A 15,488-nucleotide genomic window follows, 5' to 3' on the forward strand; every position below is an offset into this window, starting at 1 on the left:
CGGTCTCGCGGCCGCCCCGCATGCCGGAGTGCCGCAAGGTCAGCGCGGGGGAGCCGTGGAGCTGCGCACCACGAGGGCGGAGGCCGCGTCGACGAGTTCGAGCGGAGCATCGGGGTGTTCCATTTGCCGCGTCAGCAGGCGCACCGCCTCGTGTCCCTGGTCGCGTGGCGACTGCCCGATCGTGGTCAGGGCGAACATGTCCGCGTGCTCGTGGTCGTCGATGCCGACGACGCTCAGCTCGGTCGGCACGGCGATTCCCAGTCGCCGGGCGGCGATGATCGCGCCGATCGCGGCTTCGTCGCACACCCCGACGATGGCCGTCGGACGCCGTCGCCGGTCGCCGAGCAGCCCCGCCGCAGCCGTGTAGCCGCCCGGCATGGTCGGGGCGGCGCCGGCCACGCGTGCATGCGCCGCGAGTCCTGCGGCCTGCAGTGCGCCGCGGTACCCCTCGAGACGCTGGGCGTCGCCGAAGCTCAGCTCCGCGGTGTCCGTCGAGCCGCCGACGAAGGCGATGTCGGTGTGTCCGAGTTCGATGAGGTGCTCGGTGGCGATGCGCGCGGCCGCCGTGTCATCGATCGACACGGCGCTCGAGCCGTCGCTGTACGGACCGACGCTGACGAGCGGTCGTCCTGTTCGCTTCAGCCGCTCGAGCTCGTGAGCGCTCGGCTGGATGCCGACGGCGATGATCCCGTCGAAGCGCCTCCCGGGAAGCACGCTCTCGAACAGCCGCTCCCTGGTCTTCGACCCCTCGGGGACGCCGTACAGCGAAAGGTCGTAGTCGAGGGCGAACAGCGACTCCTGCACCCCGGCGAGCAGCTCGGCGAAGAACCACCGGTCCACGGGTGGCATGACGATGCCCACGGTCTGGGTGCGTCCTGTCGCCAAGCTCGTGGCGGAGGAGTGCGCGACATAGGAGAGATCGCGAGCTGCGCTCTCGACGCGCTGCCGGGTCGCCTCGGACACGTATCCGCGGCCGCTCAGGGCGCGACTGGCGGTGGCCTTCGATACGCCTGCACGTGACGCGACATCCGCGATCGTGCTCATCGGTCCTCCTCGACCTGATCACGCGGCCTGCGTGGCCTCGACGCGGGGTGCGCGCCGCGTCACAGCGTAGTCGTCGTCGCCGAAAAAGGGAACCGGTTCCAGGCGCATGGTGAGGGAGCGCTCCCATATCGTCGGGAGCCGGTGCATCGAATGGTTGCGAGCTTGTGACCCTAGCGTGTTGTGCAGGGATGCGGATGGCCAGTAGGTTGGCCTGGAATCGGTTCCCTAACGATGCCCCGGGGTGGCATCGCACAGCCGGGAACCTGTACTCGAAGAGGAGAATTCACATGGCTCTGTCACAGCGTTCCCGGCGTTACGCGCCGCTCGCCCTGCTGGGGGTCGCGGGCATCGCGCTCGCCGGATGTGGGGCTCCGGGTGGGGCACCCGGCACCGACGGGGGTGACGGGGGCGACGCCACCGTCACGATCTACGGCACGATCGTCGATGATGAGGCGAAGCTCCTCCAGGAGTCCTGGAAGGACTGGGCCGACGAGAACGGCATCACGATCAAGTACGAGGGCAGCCAGGACTTCGAGACCCAGCTCGGCACGCGTGCGCAGGGCGGCAACCCGCCGGACATCGCGATATTCCCGCAGCCCGGTCTGCTCAAGGACTTCGCCGACCGCGAGTACCTCAAGCCCGCGCCCGAAGAGGTCGAGAAGAACGCCAACGAGTACTGGACCAAGGACTGGGTCAACTACGGCACGGTCGACGGCACGTTCTACGGCGCACCGCTGATGGCCAACGTCAAGGGCTGGATCTGGTATTCGCCGACGAAGTTCGCGGAGTGGGGCGTCGAGGTTCCCACCACTCTCGACGAGCTCAACACGCTCACCGCCACCATCCAGAGCACGAGCGGCACCGCGCCGTGGTGTGCAGGCTTCGAATCCGGCACCGCGACCGGCTGGCCGGGAACGGACTGGATCGAGGACTACGTGCTGCGTCAGGCGGGCACCGAGGTCTACGATCAGTGGGTCGCCAACGAGGTGCCCTTCACGGACCCGCAGATCAAGACCGCCTTCGACTCTGTCGGCGAGATCCTGCTCAACCCGGACTACGTCAACGCCGGCTTCGGCGACGTGCGCTCGATCAACTCGACCGCATTCGGCGACGTGGCGCCGGCTCTGGCCAAGGGAGACTGCGCGCTGACGCACCAGGCCTCGTTCCTCTCGGGCTTCTACCCCGAGGGAACGAACATCGCCGAGGACGGCGACGTCTGGGCGTTCATGCTCCCGGGTGAGACCGCGGGCGAGACCACGGTCACGGGCGGTGGCGAGATCGTCGGCGCGTTCAGCGACTCCGAGGCCACCCAGAAGGTGCTCGCGTACCTGTCCAGCCCCGAGTGGGCGAACAGCCGCGTCAGCCTCGGCGGCGTCACCTCGGCGAACAACGGGCTCGACCCGGAGAACGCGAAGGACCCGATCCTGCAGGAGACCATCAAGATCCTGCAGGACCCGGAGACGACGTTCCGCTTCGACGCCTCCGACCTGATGCCGGGTGCTGTCGGCGCCGGTACCTTCTGGAAGGGCATGGTGGCGTGGGTCAACGGCACCCCCACGGACGACGTCCTCACGCAGATCCAGACGGGCTGGCCCGCCAGCTGAGAGAAGAGGAGGGCCGCCCTCTGGGGGGCGGCCCTTCTTCTCTCATGACGCCGCACGTCGATGTGCGGTCCGTCGATCCGCTCCGCGTGATGAAGGGGAATCCGTGAACGCGACAATTTTCTTCCAGTGGATCGGCTCGCTCCCGCCGATCCTGCAGGCGGTCGCCGTCGTCATCGCATTCGCGGTGGTCGTGGCGGTCATCCTGCTCCTCGTGGACATCGCTCCACGCAGGGGGGCGCTGTACACCGGCATCCGGCTGGCGATGTGCTTGCTCATCCCGCTCGCCGTGATGTGGTTCTTCAACTCCTACTACTGGGCGATGGGTGTGGCCGTCGCCGTGGGTGCGCTGTTCTTCTGGCTGGACTATCGATCACGCGATGGCGCGGGATACCTGATCCAGCTCGTCGCCTTCATGGCACCGGCGATCCTGCTGCTGCTGGTCGGCTTGATCCTGCCGTCGATACAGACGATGTACTCGTCGTTTCTGAGCTCGTCGGGCAAGGACTTCGTCGGGTTCGCCAACTATCTGTGGATCTTCACGCAGTCCGACGGCATCACCGCGGTGGTCAACACGATCATCTGGGTGCTCGTGGTCCCCACCGTCTCGACGATCGTCGGTCTCGCCTACGCGGTGTTCATCGATCGCACCCGCGGCGAGAAGATCTACAAGGTCCTCGTCTTCATGCCGATGGCCATCTCGTTCGTCGGCGCCGGCATCATCTGGCGCTTCATGTACGAGTACCGCGGGCCCCAGTTCGAGCAGATCGGACTCCTCAACCAGATCATGGTCTGGTTCGGGGGTGAGCCGCAGCAGTGGCTGCTGAACGAGCCGTGGAACACTCTGTTCCTCATCGTCGTGCTCATCTGGGTGCAGACCGGTTTCGCGATGGTGCTGCTGTCGGCGTCGATCAAGGGTGTGCCGCAGGAGCTTCTCGAGGCGGCGGAACTCGACGGTGCGAACGCCTGGGAGCGGTTCGTCTCGGTGACCGTCCCGTCCATCCGGCCCGCTCTGATCGTGGTGCTGACCACGATCTCCATCGCCTCTCTCAAGGTGTTCGACATCGTGCGGACGATGACCGCCGGCAACTACGGAACCTCGGTGCTCGCGAACGAGATGTACACGCAGTTCTCGAAGTTCGAGGCCGGCCGCAGTGCCGCGCTCTCCGTCATCCTGTTCATCCTGGTGCTGCCGATCGTCATCTACAACGCACGCCAGATCAAGAAGCAGCGGGAGATCCGATGACCGACACTGTGAAGTCCGAATCCGCTGTCAGCACACGAGCGATCACGACCGGGGGCGGCCTCGACGGCGCCGCAGGGCGCACTCGCAAGAAGCTGTCGCGCCCCTGGGCATCCGTCGCCTCCATCCTGATCGCGGTGCTGTGGACCCTTCCGACGCTGGGGCTGTTCATCTCCTCGTTCCGTCCTCGCGATCAGATCCAGTCGTCCGGATGGTGGACGTTCTTCTCCGACCCGCAGGTGACGTTCGAGAACTATGTCGACGTGCTGCAGTCCGGCACGACCCAGCTGACCATCCTCGAATCGTTCATCAACTCGATCGCGATCACCATCCCGGCGACGCTGGTGCCGTTGATGATCGCCTCGATGGCGGCGTACGCTTTCGCATGGATCGACTTCAAGGGTCGCAACGCGCTGTTCATCTTCGTGTTCGCCCTGCAGATCGTGCCGATCCAGATGGCGCTGGTGCCGCTGCTGAGCTCGTTCTCCCGAGGCATCAGCCTCTTCGGGCTGCAGGTCACGACGCCGCTGGATGCGTCCTCCGGCTACGCGCAGGTGTGGATCGCGCACACCATGTTCGCGCTGCCGCTGGCGATCTACCTCCTGCACAACTTCATGTCGGAGATCCCGGGGGAGATCATCGAGGCGGCACGCGTCGACGGTGCCTCCCGCGGACAGATCTTCTTCCGTGTGGTGCTGCCCCTGACGATGCCGGCGATCGCGTCCGTCGCGATCTTCCAGTTCCTGTGGGTGTGGAACGACCTGCTCGTCGGACTGGTGTTCGCCGACGGCGCCGCGGCGCCGATCACGAAGCTGCTCGCCGAGATCACGGGCACGAGAGGAAACGATTGGTACCTGCTCACGGCGGGCGCCTTCGTCTCGATCATGGTGCCGCTGATCGTGTTCTTCGCCCTGCAGCGCTACTTCGTCCGCGGCCTGCTGGCCGGATCGACGAAGGGCTGAGCTTCGAGAGACGGCGGGGGCCTTTCGAGAGGACGGATGCCGCGGTCGGGTGCAACACAGCCCCGGTCGCGGCATCCGCGCGTCTACCCTGAAGTCATGAAGTACGCAGACTCCATCGTGGACCTCGTCGGCGACACGCCCCTCGTGAAGCTCCAGCACGTCACCGAGGGCGTCGCGTGCACGGTGCTCGTAAAGCTCGAGTACATGAACCCCGGCGGCTCCTCGAAAGACCGCATCGCCGCGCGCATCATCGACGCCGCCGAGGCATCGGGCGAGCTGAAGCCCGGGGGCACGATCGTCGAACCCACCAGCGGCAACACCGGCGTGGGCCTGGCGCTGGTCGCGCAGCAGCGTGGCTACAAGTGCGTGTTCGTGCTGCCGGACAAGGTCGGTGAGGACAAGATCGACGTGCTGCGGGCCTACGGCGCGGACGTCGTGGTCACTCCGACGTCGGTCTCTCCCGACAGCCCGGAGTCGTACTACAGCGTGAGCGACCGACTGGCCAGGGAGATCCCCGGGGCGTTCAAGCCGAACCAGCACGAGAACCCGAACGGTCCGCGCAGCCACTACGAGACCACGGGACCGGAGATCTGGCGTGACACCGACGGCGAGGTCACGCACTTCGTGGCGGGCGTCGGCACGGGCGGCACGATCACAGGGACGGGCCGGTACTTGCGTGAGATCTCGGAAGGACGGGTGCGGATCGTCGGCGTCGACCCGGAAGGCAGCGTCTACAGCGGCGGCACCGGGAGGCCGTACCTCGTGGAGGGCGTGGGCGAGGACATCTGGCCCGGCGCGTATGATCCGTCGGTGCCGCATGAGATCGTCGCGGTCGACGATGCCGAGTCTTTCGCGATGACGCGGCGCCTCGCGCGCGAGGAGGGAATCCTCGTCGGCGGGTCGAGCGGCATGGCCGTCGTCGGTGCGCTGCGCGTGGCGCGGGAGCTGCCGGCGGACGCTGTGATGGTGGTGCTGCTTCCCGACGGAGGGCGCGGCTACCTGGGGAAGATCTTCAACGACGGATGGATGCGCTCCTACGGATTCAGCGAGGTGGAGGACGGGGAGACCGTCGCCGACGTGCTCGCAGCTCGTCCGACCCGGCAGGGCGCCGCAATCCCCGACCTCGTGCACGCCCACCCGACCGACACCGTGCTCGAGGCGATCGGCATCATGACCGAGTACGACGTCTCGCAGCTGGTCGTGCTCAGCGCCGAACCGCCGGTCATGATGGGCGAGGTGGTCGGCACGGTCGACGAGAAAGGGCTGCTCGATCTGCTGTTCCGTGGCGAGGCGAATGCGACCGATGCCGTCGGTGCGCACGTGGGGGAGCGGCTTCCGCTCGTCGGCATCCACACCTCGGTCGCGCAGGCCAAGGCCGCGCTCGCCGACGCCGACGCGCTTCTGGTGACCGAGGACGGCAAGCCTCACACGGTCCTGACGCGTCAGGACCTGCTGGCGTATCTGTCGCGCTGAGCCGATGCCCCGACCCGGAGCGTAACCGGGAGGCCGTCCCCGTGAGGGCGGACGTAGGCTGAGGGGCATGTCCGATCACGCCTTCGCCACCCGAGCCATCCACGCAGGACAAGCGCCAGACCCCGTCACGGGCGCGATCATCCCGCCGATCTATCAGTCCTCGACGCACGTGCAGGACAGCGTCGGCGGTCTGCGCGGCGGATACGAGTACAACCGTGCGGGCAACCCGACGCGTTCCTCGCTCGAGACGCAGCTCGCGGCCCTGGAAGGGGGTGCGAGCGCGCTGTCGTTCGCATCCGGACTCGCCGCGGAGGATGCACTGCTGCGCGGGATCCTGAAGCCGGGCGACCACATCCTCCTGGGCAACGACGTGTACGGCGGCACGTACCGGCTGCTCACCCGCGTGCTCGCTCCCTGGGGCATCGAGACCACAACGGTCGAGCTCTCCGACGTCGATGCCCTCCGTGCGGCGATCCGTCCCGAGACGAAGGTCGTGTGGCTGGAGACGCCGAGCAATCCGCTCCTGAAGATCGTCGACATCGCCCTGATCGCCGAGATCGCGCACACGGCCGGTCTGATCGTCGTCGTGGACAACACCTTCGCCTCGCCGGCGCTGCAGCAGCCGCTCGCGCTCGGCGCCGATGTGGTCGTGCACTCCACGACCAAGTACCTGGGCGGGCACTCGGATGTGCTCGGCGGCACGGTCGTGTTCGCCGACGACCGCTTCTTCGACCAGGTCAAGTTCCAGCAGTTCGCGGTCGGCGCCGTCTCTGCGCCGTTGGATGCCTGGCTGACCACTCGCGGCATCAAGACCCTGGCGCTGCGGATGCGGCAGCACTCCGAGAACGCCCAGGCCATCGCCGAGTGGGCGCAGGAGCGTCCGGAGTTCGCGCAGGTGTACTTCCCCGGGTTGCCCTCGCACCCCGGCCACGAGATCGCCGCGAAGCAGATGAGCGGATTCGGCGGGATGCTGTCGTTCGGGCTCGCCGCGGGAGCCGGCACGGCGCGGGCGTTCGTCGAGAGCACCTCGCTGTTCCAGCTCGCCGAGTCGCTGGGCGGCGTCGAGTCGCTCATCGGGTACCCGCCGGACATGACGCATGCCTCGGTGCGCGGCACCGAGCTCGCGGTCCCGGAGAACATCGTGCGGCTCTCGGTCGGCATCGAAGACGTGAGCGATCTGATCGCCGACCTCGAGCAGGCGCTGGAGCGCGTCTCGCGCTGACCGCGCGAGACGCGGTTTCCGAGACGCATCCCGCGCAGGTGCCAGGGTGCGTCTCGGATCTGTGGCGGTCGGAGGAGGGCAGAGCGGCGGTAACATAGGGGCTTCCCCAGGTCGAATCGATTCGACCCATGTATTCCCCCGAACTCTGGAAGGACGTCGTGTCCGACGCTCCCCGCACTGATTCCCTCCCCGTCGTGAAGGCGGACGATTCCGCTGCCGACGCGCAACAGGCCCCGCATCCGGAGCGCACCGCGACGGGGAGCATCCGCATCCCGAGCGCGACCGGCGCGATCCGCACACTCGGCGCGAACCCCGCGACCGCGCCGGTCATGCTGCACCCCGGAGATGCCATCTCCCTCGGACGCCGGACGCTGTACATCATCCTGCTCGGCGCGCTCACGGCCCTCGGCCCGTTCACGATCGACCTGTACCTCCCGGCATTCCCGGTGCTGGAAGAGGACTTCCAGACCACCGCCGCCGCGATCCAGCTGACCCTGACCGGGACGATGATCGGGTTCGCGCTCGGGCAGCTCGTGGTCGGACCGCTCAGCGACAAGGTCGGGCGTCGGGTGCCGCTCATCGCGGTCACCGCGCTGCACGTGCTCGCCAGCGTCGGGGCGGCCTTCGCGCCGGACCTCGGACTGCTCAGCGTCGCCCGCGTGCTCATGGGCGTGGGAGCGGCGGCCGGTGGCGTCGTGGCCATGGCGATCGTGCGCGACCTGTTCGGCGGGCGGCGACTGGTCGTCATGCTCTCGCGCCTCGCCCTGGTCTCGGGTGTGGCTCCGGTGATCGCGCCCCTGATCGGCTCGTGGCTGCTCACGCTCATGCCCTGGCGTGGGATCTTCGGCGTGCTCGCCGCCTACGGCGTGGTCATGCTGCTGTCGACGATCCTGTTCGTCCCGGAGACCCTGCCCGTCGCACGTCGCCAGGGCCGGGGAGGGGCGACCATGCTGCAGCGGTACCGCTCCGTGCTCTCGGACCGGGTGTTCCTCGGCGTGCTCGTGATCGGCGGGATGACCTTCTCCGGCCTGTTCTCCTACCTGTCGGCATCGCCGTTCCTGTTCCAGGTGACGCACGGGCTCGATGCGCAGCAGTACGGTCTGCTGTTCGCCGTGAACTCGCTCGGTGTCGTCTTCGGCGTGCAGACCGCGTCCCGACTCGCCGCGCGCTTCGGGCCGCAGTGGGTCATGGCCTACTCGACCGCGGTGCTGCTGCTCGCCGGAGTCGCGATCATCGTCACGGATCAGCTCGGCCTCGGGTTGTGGGGCACGGTGATCCCGCTGTTCGTGTTCATGACCGCGTGCGGATTCACGTTCCCGAACGTGCAGGTGCTGGCGCTCGACCGTCACGGAAAAGCCGCAGGAACCGCGGCGTCCATCATCGGTGCGACGAACTTCGGCGTCGCCGGCCTCATCTCGCCCGTCGTCGGATGGCTCTCGCACGACGCCGGGATCACCGCGACGACCATGGCCTCCGTCATGGTCGGATGTGCCGCGATCGGCATCCTGTCGCTCTGGTTCGTCGTGCGTCCGCGCACGGTCGGGATGCTCGCTCCCTGAGTGTTCAGGCATCGTCCGACAGAATGGGACGATGAACAGGCGGATGCTGCTGTGGTGGGGAGTGGGCCTCCTCGCGCTCGCGACGGTGCTGGGTGCCGTGGTCGTGTTCGCCTACCCGGCGACCCCCGGGTTCGATCGGTGGTGGAACGACACGATCGCCGGGGCCCGTGCGGACTGGATGGTCGACTTCGCCCTCGCGCTGAACTGGGTCGGTGGTGGCTGGGTCGCCATCCTCGGAATACCGCTGCTGACGATCCTGGTGCTCGTGATCGCACGGCGGTGGCGCGGTGCGCTGTTCGCCGCTCTCTGCTTCGCCGCGAGTGCCGCCGGTGTGCAGCTGCTCAAGCAGCTCTTCGGGCGTGCGCGGCCCGACGACATGCTGGTGGTGAGCGACTACGGCTCGTTCCCTTCCGGTCACACCGCGAACGCCGCGACGATCGCGCTCGTGCTCTGGGTGCTCTTCCCGCGGGTCTGGGTCGCGATCGTCGGTGCGGCATGGGTGCTCGCGATGGCGCTCTCGCGCACCTTCCTCTCGGTGCACTGGGCGACCGACACCCTCGGCGGTGCGCTGGTCGGCGCCGGTGTCGTGCTGGTGCTCGCCGCCTGGCTGCTCCCGTGGGTGCAGCGCAACAGAGTCGCGGTCGAGGCGCCGATAGGCTGACAGGACCCGTTCCCTCCCGAGGAGTCGCCGTGTCCCGCATTCGTCCGTACCGCCCCACCGATCGTGCCGCGCTGTACGAGATCTGCGTGAAGACGGCGGATGCCGGGGCGGATGCGACCGGTGTGCTGTCGGACGATTCGCTGTGGGGCGACCTGTTCGCGGTGCCCTACGCCGAGCGTCATCCCGATCTCGCGTGGGTGGTCGAGAGCGACGACGAGCGCACGATCGGCTACATCGTGGCGACGGACGACACCGACGCCTTCTACACCTGGTTCCGTGAGGAGTGGTGGCCGACGCTCGAGGGACGCCACCCCCGGCCGGTGGAGGTGGCCACGCGGGAGGATCGGATGATCGACTACGGATACAGCCGTGCCGCCGGCATCGAGCCGAACGTCGCGGATCACCCGGCCCACCTGCACATCGACCTGCTTCCCGAGACTCAGGGGCAGGGTCTCGGTCGCCAGCTCATCGAGACGCTGTTCGCCGAGCTGACCCGGCGTGGGGTGCGCGGGCTGCACCTGGGGATCGACCCGAACAATGCCGGTGCCGCCGCCTTCTACGAGCGGCTCGGGATGACGCGCCTGCCGGCGGAGCCGGGTGGTCAGATCTACGGCGTGCGCTTCGACGGCTGAGCCCTCGCGATTCCGGCGGCGAGGGCGGGCCCCGGTGCCCGCCCCTTCGGGGTCCCCAATGCCCCATAAACAAGAAGAGAGCCCCCGCACCAGCGGGGGCTCTCTTCTTGTTTGGCGGTGACGGCGGGATTCGAACCCGCGGTTGCTTGCACAACACACGCTTTCCAAGCGTGCTCCTTCGGCCGCTCGGACACGTCACCAAGGAACAACCTGTCCATCCTATCCGATGCCGGGCGTGCGACAGGACAGATCGCCGACACCCGGACCTTCGGCACCCCCGGATGTGAAATATTGCAAGTCACCTGCCGTCTGTATAGCCTCATCTGAGGACGTATCGCCTTCTATCGTGATACGACGTTTCTCTGGGGGAAGCATGCAGGCGAGTTCGACGGCGACACGAAGCGGCCACCGCACCGCGACGGCTTTCGAGCAGTATGTGAGCGCACGGCGCGGGTTCGTCGAGGGAGCGGTGTTCTTCCTGGAATCCGGCACGCACCTCGAGGCGGTGCTGAGCGGGAGCAGGGCGGGGGACGTCGTCTTCACCCCGGCAGGCACGGCCGTGCGGAGCGATCCGCGAGTCGTCGAATACGACGGGCGCTTCTGCAGGCCCGGAGACCAGCTGACCCTCGACGGCCGCCAGACGCTCGAACTGCAGGAGTACGTCGCCGTGCCCTTCGTGTCGATCGTCGGGCCCACCGTCATCCGGCAGTGCAGCGCGGAAGGCGTGGCCGCCTTCTTCAGCGACGCCGACACGGCGAGGGAATCCGGCGTCTTCGTCGAGCAGCTGCTGAGCAGCGCCGTTCTCATCGACTCCCTCGTCTCCTTCGTCGGGACCGACCACCAGCCGGACGCTCTCGTGCGGGTCCACGTGAGCGCAGATGGCGAGTATCGGGACGGCCCCGACGGACTCGTTATCGGGGAGGTCGGAGATGAGCGTGCGGACGTCGAGGCCCGCGCCGTCGACGGCGCGGGCCGAGGGCGGGCCTTCGCGCGCATCGTCGACCGCGGCATGTTCGAGGCCGACCTCGACGACAGACGGTGGCTCGCGCGGTACGTGGCGGCGCTCGAGATACTGCGTCAGTGGGACGGGATCCCGGCGCGTCCGGCGATCTCGGGGTTCGGTGGGCACATCGTGCGCGCGCTCGACGAACTCCCCGCGCTCCTGGGCGTCGTATCCGCGGACGCGCCGTTCCTGCTGACCGGCGGCGATGACGAGTATCTGCTGGTGGATCCCGTGACTCGTCGTCGGTTCCGCCTCGGGGTCGACGCCGCGCGTGCGGCCGAATGTCTGATCGCGACGGGAGACGAGTCGGCGGCGGTGTCCCTGCTCGCTGCCGAGCTCGACAGACGCGCGAGCAGCGTCGCTCCCGTGGTGCGGGAGGTCCGCGGCGACCTGGCAGCGGCGGGTCTCGACGTGGCCGCGAGCCGGGACGAAGGCCTCTGATGCGAGACGACGACCACGCTGCTCAGCCGGAGCTCTTCGGCGCCAGGGCGCTGCGCGAATGGATCACCGGCGAGCATACGGAGCACTCCCGGATCTTCCTCCTCGAGGGCGGAGCAGACGTCAGCGACCTCGACGACGTGGCCGGTCACGACGACGTGGTCCTGTTGCCGGCGGAGAGCGCGCCGTATGACGGGCCGGCCGGCACCGCCCGGTACAGCGGCGCGCTGCGCGAGGTCGGCGACGAGCTCTTCTTCGGCGAACGCGGCGTCGAGCTCCAGGACTACGTCGCGGCGGCGTTCGTGCAGATCATCGGTCCCACCGCCGTCCGCTTCTTCGATGAGACCAGCTGGCGAGCCTTCCTCGACGATGCGGAACTCGCGCGCCGCACCGGAGTCTTCCCCTCGGCGTTGACCGATCCGCGGGTGCTTCTCGCCGATCGCGCTGCGCTGGTGAGGCCGGATGGGCTGGAGGCCCCGAGCGCTCTCAGACTGAGCCCGGACGGCGCGGTCAGCCTGGGCCTGCAGGGCGAGATCCTCGGCAGCACCGCCGATCTCGAGGCGCTGCTCACGGTTCCGCTGCCCGGTGCTGCGGCACTGGGAGGCGTCGTGCCCCGTGATGTGCTCGCAGCCGACCTGGCGTGTCGCGAGTGGATCGCGCGATACCTCGGAGCAACGGACCTCATCAAGATGCTCCGGCTGGAGACTGCGACCGCCAAGATCTCCGGCTTCGGCTGGTCGCTCATCGATGACGGGCGCGCCGACGCCGAACCGCTGGCCACGGATCCGTTCCTGCTCGACACCGACGACGGCTTCCTGCTCGCGGACATCGGATCCCTGCGCCGCCAACTGCTCTCGGCGTCGACGGCCGTCGTCGTCGCCGCCACGCAGACCTCCCGTTCGACCGAGGTCGCGGCCGACCGCGTGGCTCGACGGCTCGGCATCGCGACATCCGACGCCCGCGCCCTGTGCCGCGAAGCCCGCACGGCGCTCAGCGTCCACGTCGGCACGCCCGACGATGCGCGCTGCCGAACCGCGGGGGTCGAAGGGTGAGCCTGCCGCACGCGCTGTGGACGTCGATGCTCCCTGCGGACGAGATCTTCACGCACGACCGCGTGGCCGTCGGCGCGGCAGGGAACCGCATCGAGTTCGCTGACGGATCCACACGTCTGTGCGCGACGAGCGGTCTGTGGAACGTTCCGCTCGGCTTCGGGAACCCGGCGGTCGCCGACGCGGTGGACAGGGCCACGCGTGACGCCTCGTACCTGTCGTTGTTCAGAGCGCCCCATCGGTACGCGCAAGACGCGGCGGAAGCCCTCATCGAATTGGCGGACCCGAGCCGCTACCGCCGCGTCATCTTCTCCACGTCGGGCGGGGCGGCGAATGACGCTGCGATGAAGCTCGCACGCCAGTACTGGTCGCAGAAGTCGGGCGGGTCCCGTTCGATCGTGGTCGGTCTCCGAGGCGGCTATCACGGCACGATGTACGGAAGTCATGCCCTGAGCGGAGACGACCTCCTCCAATCCGCCTACTTCGTCGACCGCAGAGCGGTGAGACACGTCTCTCACAGCGACGACGGCGAAGAGCTGGAGACGCTGCTCAAGCGAGAAGGATCCAGGGTGGCGTCGGTCGTCGTGGAACCCGTCCTCGGCAGCGGCGCGTACGCGCTGTCGGAAGCGTTCATCGATCGCCTCCTCGCCCTCAGGGAGGAGTACGGCTTCCTGATTGTCGCCGATGAGGTCGCCACGGGGTTCGGCCGCACCGGGACGATGCTCGCCACCGACACCTGGGCGGCGGCACCGGATGTCCTGATCCTCTCCAAGGCACTGACGAACGGCGCGATGGGCGCCGCGGCGCTTCTGGTGGGTGACCGGGTCGCTTCCGAATTCGTCCGCGGGGGCTGGACGTTCGTCCACGGCGAGACGCAGGCGGGGACCCCGGCCTGCGCGGCGGCCATCATCGCGGTGATCGAGGAACTGCGCCGCATCGATGTGGAATCGACCACCCGAGCGCTGGGAGCCGGGCTGGGGGAGTTGGCGACGTCGTTGCTGTCGGACGGCGTGGTCACGGAGATCACCGGAAGGGGATGCTTCATAGGGCTCGGGCTTCGCACCGAGGATCAGGCCCCGCTCTCCGGGGCGGAGGTGCTCCACGCCGTCGCGGCCATCGCGCGCAACGGCGTCCTGGTGCAGCCCGGTCCCAGCTCGATCGAGCTGATTCCCGCCTACGGGTTCACCGCGGACGAGCTCCATGAGGTGGGCGCAGCCATCCGCTCAGGGCTGGCTCAGGCGCAGGAGGCATCCGCATGACCTCGGACTTCGCTGGTCGAGTTCCCACCCTGTGGCACGGAGAAGGGATCGCCCGGCAGATGATGGAGCGCCTCACGGCGGGCCGCGAGACTCTCGTGGTGGCGGACGCGGCTGTCGCGGCCCCCTTCCTGGACGGCCACTCGGCGAGAACGGTGACGATCGACGCACCCGCGGTGAACGTGGCAGCCGTCGTCACGATGGCGCAGGAGATCGTCGACCGGTCGCCGAGCGTCATCGTGGCCGTCGGCGGAGGAACCGTGCTCGACGCCAGCAAGATCGCCGCACTGGCGCTCGCCCGCGGGCGCGTGTTCGACTACGCGATCGGGCATGCGTCGAGGTCGGCGCTCACGTTCCTGCCCCACGCTCTGCCGGCTGTGGACATCATCGCCGTGCCGACGACGCTGGGCACGTCGTCCGAGACGAACAGCGTCGGCATCCTCACGACCGACCGCGGTCACCGACTCATCGTGGGGCACGCCCTGAGACCACGGCACGCGATCATCGATCCCTGCAACCTCACCTCCCTCACGCCCGAAGCCGTGAGGGAGGGAGCGCTGGAGGCGTTCCTCCGTCTGGCGGGCGCCTCGACGAGCGCGCGGAGAAGCGCCAGGGGGAACCGCGACGCCGTCGCCCTCGGCCGAGCGCTCATCGACGCGGCGACCCGCGACCCCGACTCCGCGGCGGGAAGGCTCCGCATCGCGCGACTGAGTGCCGCGACCCAGCGCAGCGCGGCGCTCAGAGGGCGGGATCCCTACAGTGCCCGTCATTGGTATGTGGCGAACGAAGTGGCCTTTCTGCTGCAGGTCCGCAAGATCGTCGCCACGGCGGCGGTCATCGCCGCGGTCTGGCGACGAATCTGCTCGGGAGACACGCGCTGGGGCGATCGGAAGAGCCTGGAGGGGTTCTGGGCGCGGGCGTCGATCGGAACGACATTGCCCGTCGAACCGCCCGCCGGGATCGCTGCGCTCCTCGACCGCTGGGGGATTCCGCGTCCGCCCGAGCCGAGCGCTCATGACGTGGACCGCATCTCCGCCGCCACCGAAGCGGCATGGGGAAATCGCCAGCCGATGCTCCCCGGTCTCACCGCGGGCGACTTCCGTGATCTGCTCCGCGAATCGTGCTGGAGCCCTGAGCCGGTCGGCGCAGATCGCCGACCATCGACCGTGCTTTCGAAGGAGGTGAATTAGATGGGCAGAAATGAGGAGACGAGTATCCGGTTCCAGGAACTGGAAACGATGGAGGCCCCCAGCTGGGAGAGCTTCTATCAGGGCGCGATAGGTGCGCTGGTTCTCATCGGGATCGGCGCAGCCGCCGCGACGTGACCTCTGGTGGCGGAACACGA

At 68.4% G+C, this 15,488-nt stretch carries 14 protein-coding genes and 1 tRNA gene; 13 read left to right on the forward strand and 2 right to left on the reverse strand.

The window, feature by feature from the left end:
- Window positions 1–39: 39 nt before the first annotated feature.
- Window positions 40–1,044, reverse strand: coding sequence for a LacI family DNA-binding transcriptional regulator (locus F6W70_RS03355; RefSeq protein ID WP_151485908.1), 1,005 nt, complete (start codon window positions 1,042–1,044; stop codon window positions 40–42).
- Window positions 1,045–1,331: 287 nt separating this feature from the next.
- Here F6W70_RS03355 and F6W70_RS03360 point away from each other — a divergent pair, with 287 nt between their 5' ends.
- The 8 genes from F6W70_RS03360 (at window position 1,332) to F6W70_RS03395 (ending at window position 10,397) form a co-directional block, all read left to right on the forward strand.
- A complete protein-coding gene (locus tag F6W70_RS03360; RefSeq protein ID WP_151485909.1) occupies window positions 1,332–2,648 on the forward strand; it encodes an ABC transporter substrate-binding protein in 1,317 nt (438 codons plus the stop codon).
- 103 nt (window positions 2,649–2,751) lie between these two features.
- Window positions 2,752–3,891 (forward strand): carbohydrate ABC transporter permease, encoded by a 1,140-nt coding sequence (locus F6W70_RS03365; protein WP_200942436.1) that lies wholly within the window; start codon window positions 2,752–2,754, stop codon window positions 3,889–3,891.
- Entirely contained in the window at window positions 3,888–4,850 is a 963-nt protein-coding gene (locus F6W70_RS03370; RefSeq protein ID WP_151485910.1) for a carbohydrate ABC transporter permease, read from the forward strand. The genes F6W70_RS03365 and F6W70_RS03370 overlap by 4 nt, the downstream gene beginning before the upstream one ends.
- A gap of 96 nt (window positions 4,851–4,946) precedes the next feature.
- A complete protein-coding gene (locus F6W70_RS03375) occupies window positions 4,947–6,323 on the forward strand; it encodes a cystathionine beta-synthase (protein WP_151485911.1) in 1,377 nt (458 codons plus the stop codon).
- Between the two features lie 67 nt (window positions 6,324–6,390).
- The gene (locus F6W70_RS03380) at window positions 6,391–7,545 is read left to right on the forward strand and encodes a cystathionine gamma-synthase (protein ID WP_151485912.1); all 1,155 of its coding nucleotides are present in this window, start codon (window positions 6,391–6,393) and stop codon (window positions 7,543–7,545) included.
- Window positions 7,546–7,673: 128 nt separating this feature from the next.
- A complete protein-coding gene (locus F6W70_RS03385; protein WP_373695294.1) occupies window positions 7,674–9,104 on the forward strand; it encodes a multidrug effflux MFS transporter in 1,431 nt (476 codons plus the stop codon).
- 31 nt (window positions 9,105–9,135) lie between these two features.
- Window positions 9,136–9,765: a phosphatase PAP2 family protein gene (locus F6W70_RS03390; RefSeq protein WP_170287850.1), complete on the forward strand. Its 630-nt coding sequence runs from the start codon at window positions 9,136–9,138 to the stop codon at window positions 9,763–9,765.
- A 29-nt stretch (window positions 9,766–9,794) separates the two neighbouring features.
- Window positions 9,795–10,397 carry a GNAT family N-acetyltransferase gene (locus F6W70_RS03395; RefSeq protein WP_127482873.1) on the forward strand — a complete coding sequence of 201 codons (603 nt, stop codon included), beginning with the start codon at window positions 9,795–9,797 and terminating at the stop codon, window positions 10,395–10,397.
- A 112-nt stretch (window positions 10,398–10,509) separates the two neighbouring features.
- Here F6W70_RS03395 and F6W70_RS03400 read toward each other — a convergent pair.
- Window positions 10,510–10,597: transfer RNA gene (locus F6W70_RS03400), tRNA-Ser, on the reverse strand.
- Window positions 10,598–10,833: 236 nt separating this feature from the next.
- Here F6W70_RS03400 and mpaB (F6W70_RS03405) point away from each other — a divergent pair.
- Genes mpaB (F6W70_RS03405) through mpaA1 form a run of 5 tightly spaced genes read left to right on the forward strand, consistent with a single transcriptional unit; the run spans window position 10,834 to window position 15,468 of the window.
- Window positions 10,834–11,841 (forward strand): daptide biosynthesis RiPP recognition protein, encoded by a 1,008-nt coding sequence (mpaB, locus tag F6W70_RS03405; protein WP_318278784.1) that lies wholly within the window; start codon window positions 10,834–10,836, stop codon window positions 11,839–11,841.
- On the forward strand, window positions 11,841–12,890 hold the full coding sequence (gene mpaB / locus F6W70_RS03410; RefSeq protein ID WP_151485914.1) for a daptide biosynthesis RiPP recognition protein: 1,050 nt from the start codon (window positions 11,841–11,843) through the stop codon (window positions 12,888–12,890). Before mpaB (F6W70_RS03405) ends, mpaB (F6W70_RS03410) begins: the two co-directional genes overlap by 1 nt.
- Window positions 12,887–14,146, forward strand: coding sequence for a daptide-type RiPP biosynthesis aminotransferase (gene mpaD, locus F6W70_RS03415; protein ID WP_151485915.1), 1,260 nt, complete (start codon window positions 12,887–12,889; stop codon window positions 14,144–14,146). The genes mpaB (F6W70_RS03410) and mpaD overlap by 4 nt, the downstream gene beginning before the upstream one ends.
- The gene (mpaC, locus tag F6W70_RS03420) at window positions 14,143–15,333 is read left to right on the forward strand and encodes a daptide-type RiPP biosynthesis dehydogenase (protein ID WP_151485916.1); all 1,191 of its coding nucleotides are present in this window, start codon (window positions 14,143–14,145) and stop codon (window positions 15,331–15,333) included. Before mpaD ends, mpaC begins: the two co-directional genes overlap by 4 nt.
- Window positions 15,334–15,468 (forward strand): MpaA1 family daptide-type RiPP, encoded by a 135-nt coding sequence (gene mpaA1, locus F6W70_RS17935; protein WP_017829103.1) that lies wholly within the window; start codon window positions 15,334–15,336, stop codon window positions 15,466–15,468.
- Window positions 15,469–15,488: the final 20 nt, after the last annotated feature.

Origin of the sequence: Microbacterium maritypicum, from assembly GCF_008868125.1 — a bacterium.
GTDB lineage: Bacteria > Actinomycetota > Actinomycetes > Actinomycetales > Microbacteriaceae > Microbacterium > Microbacterium maritypicum.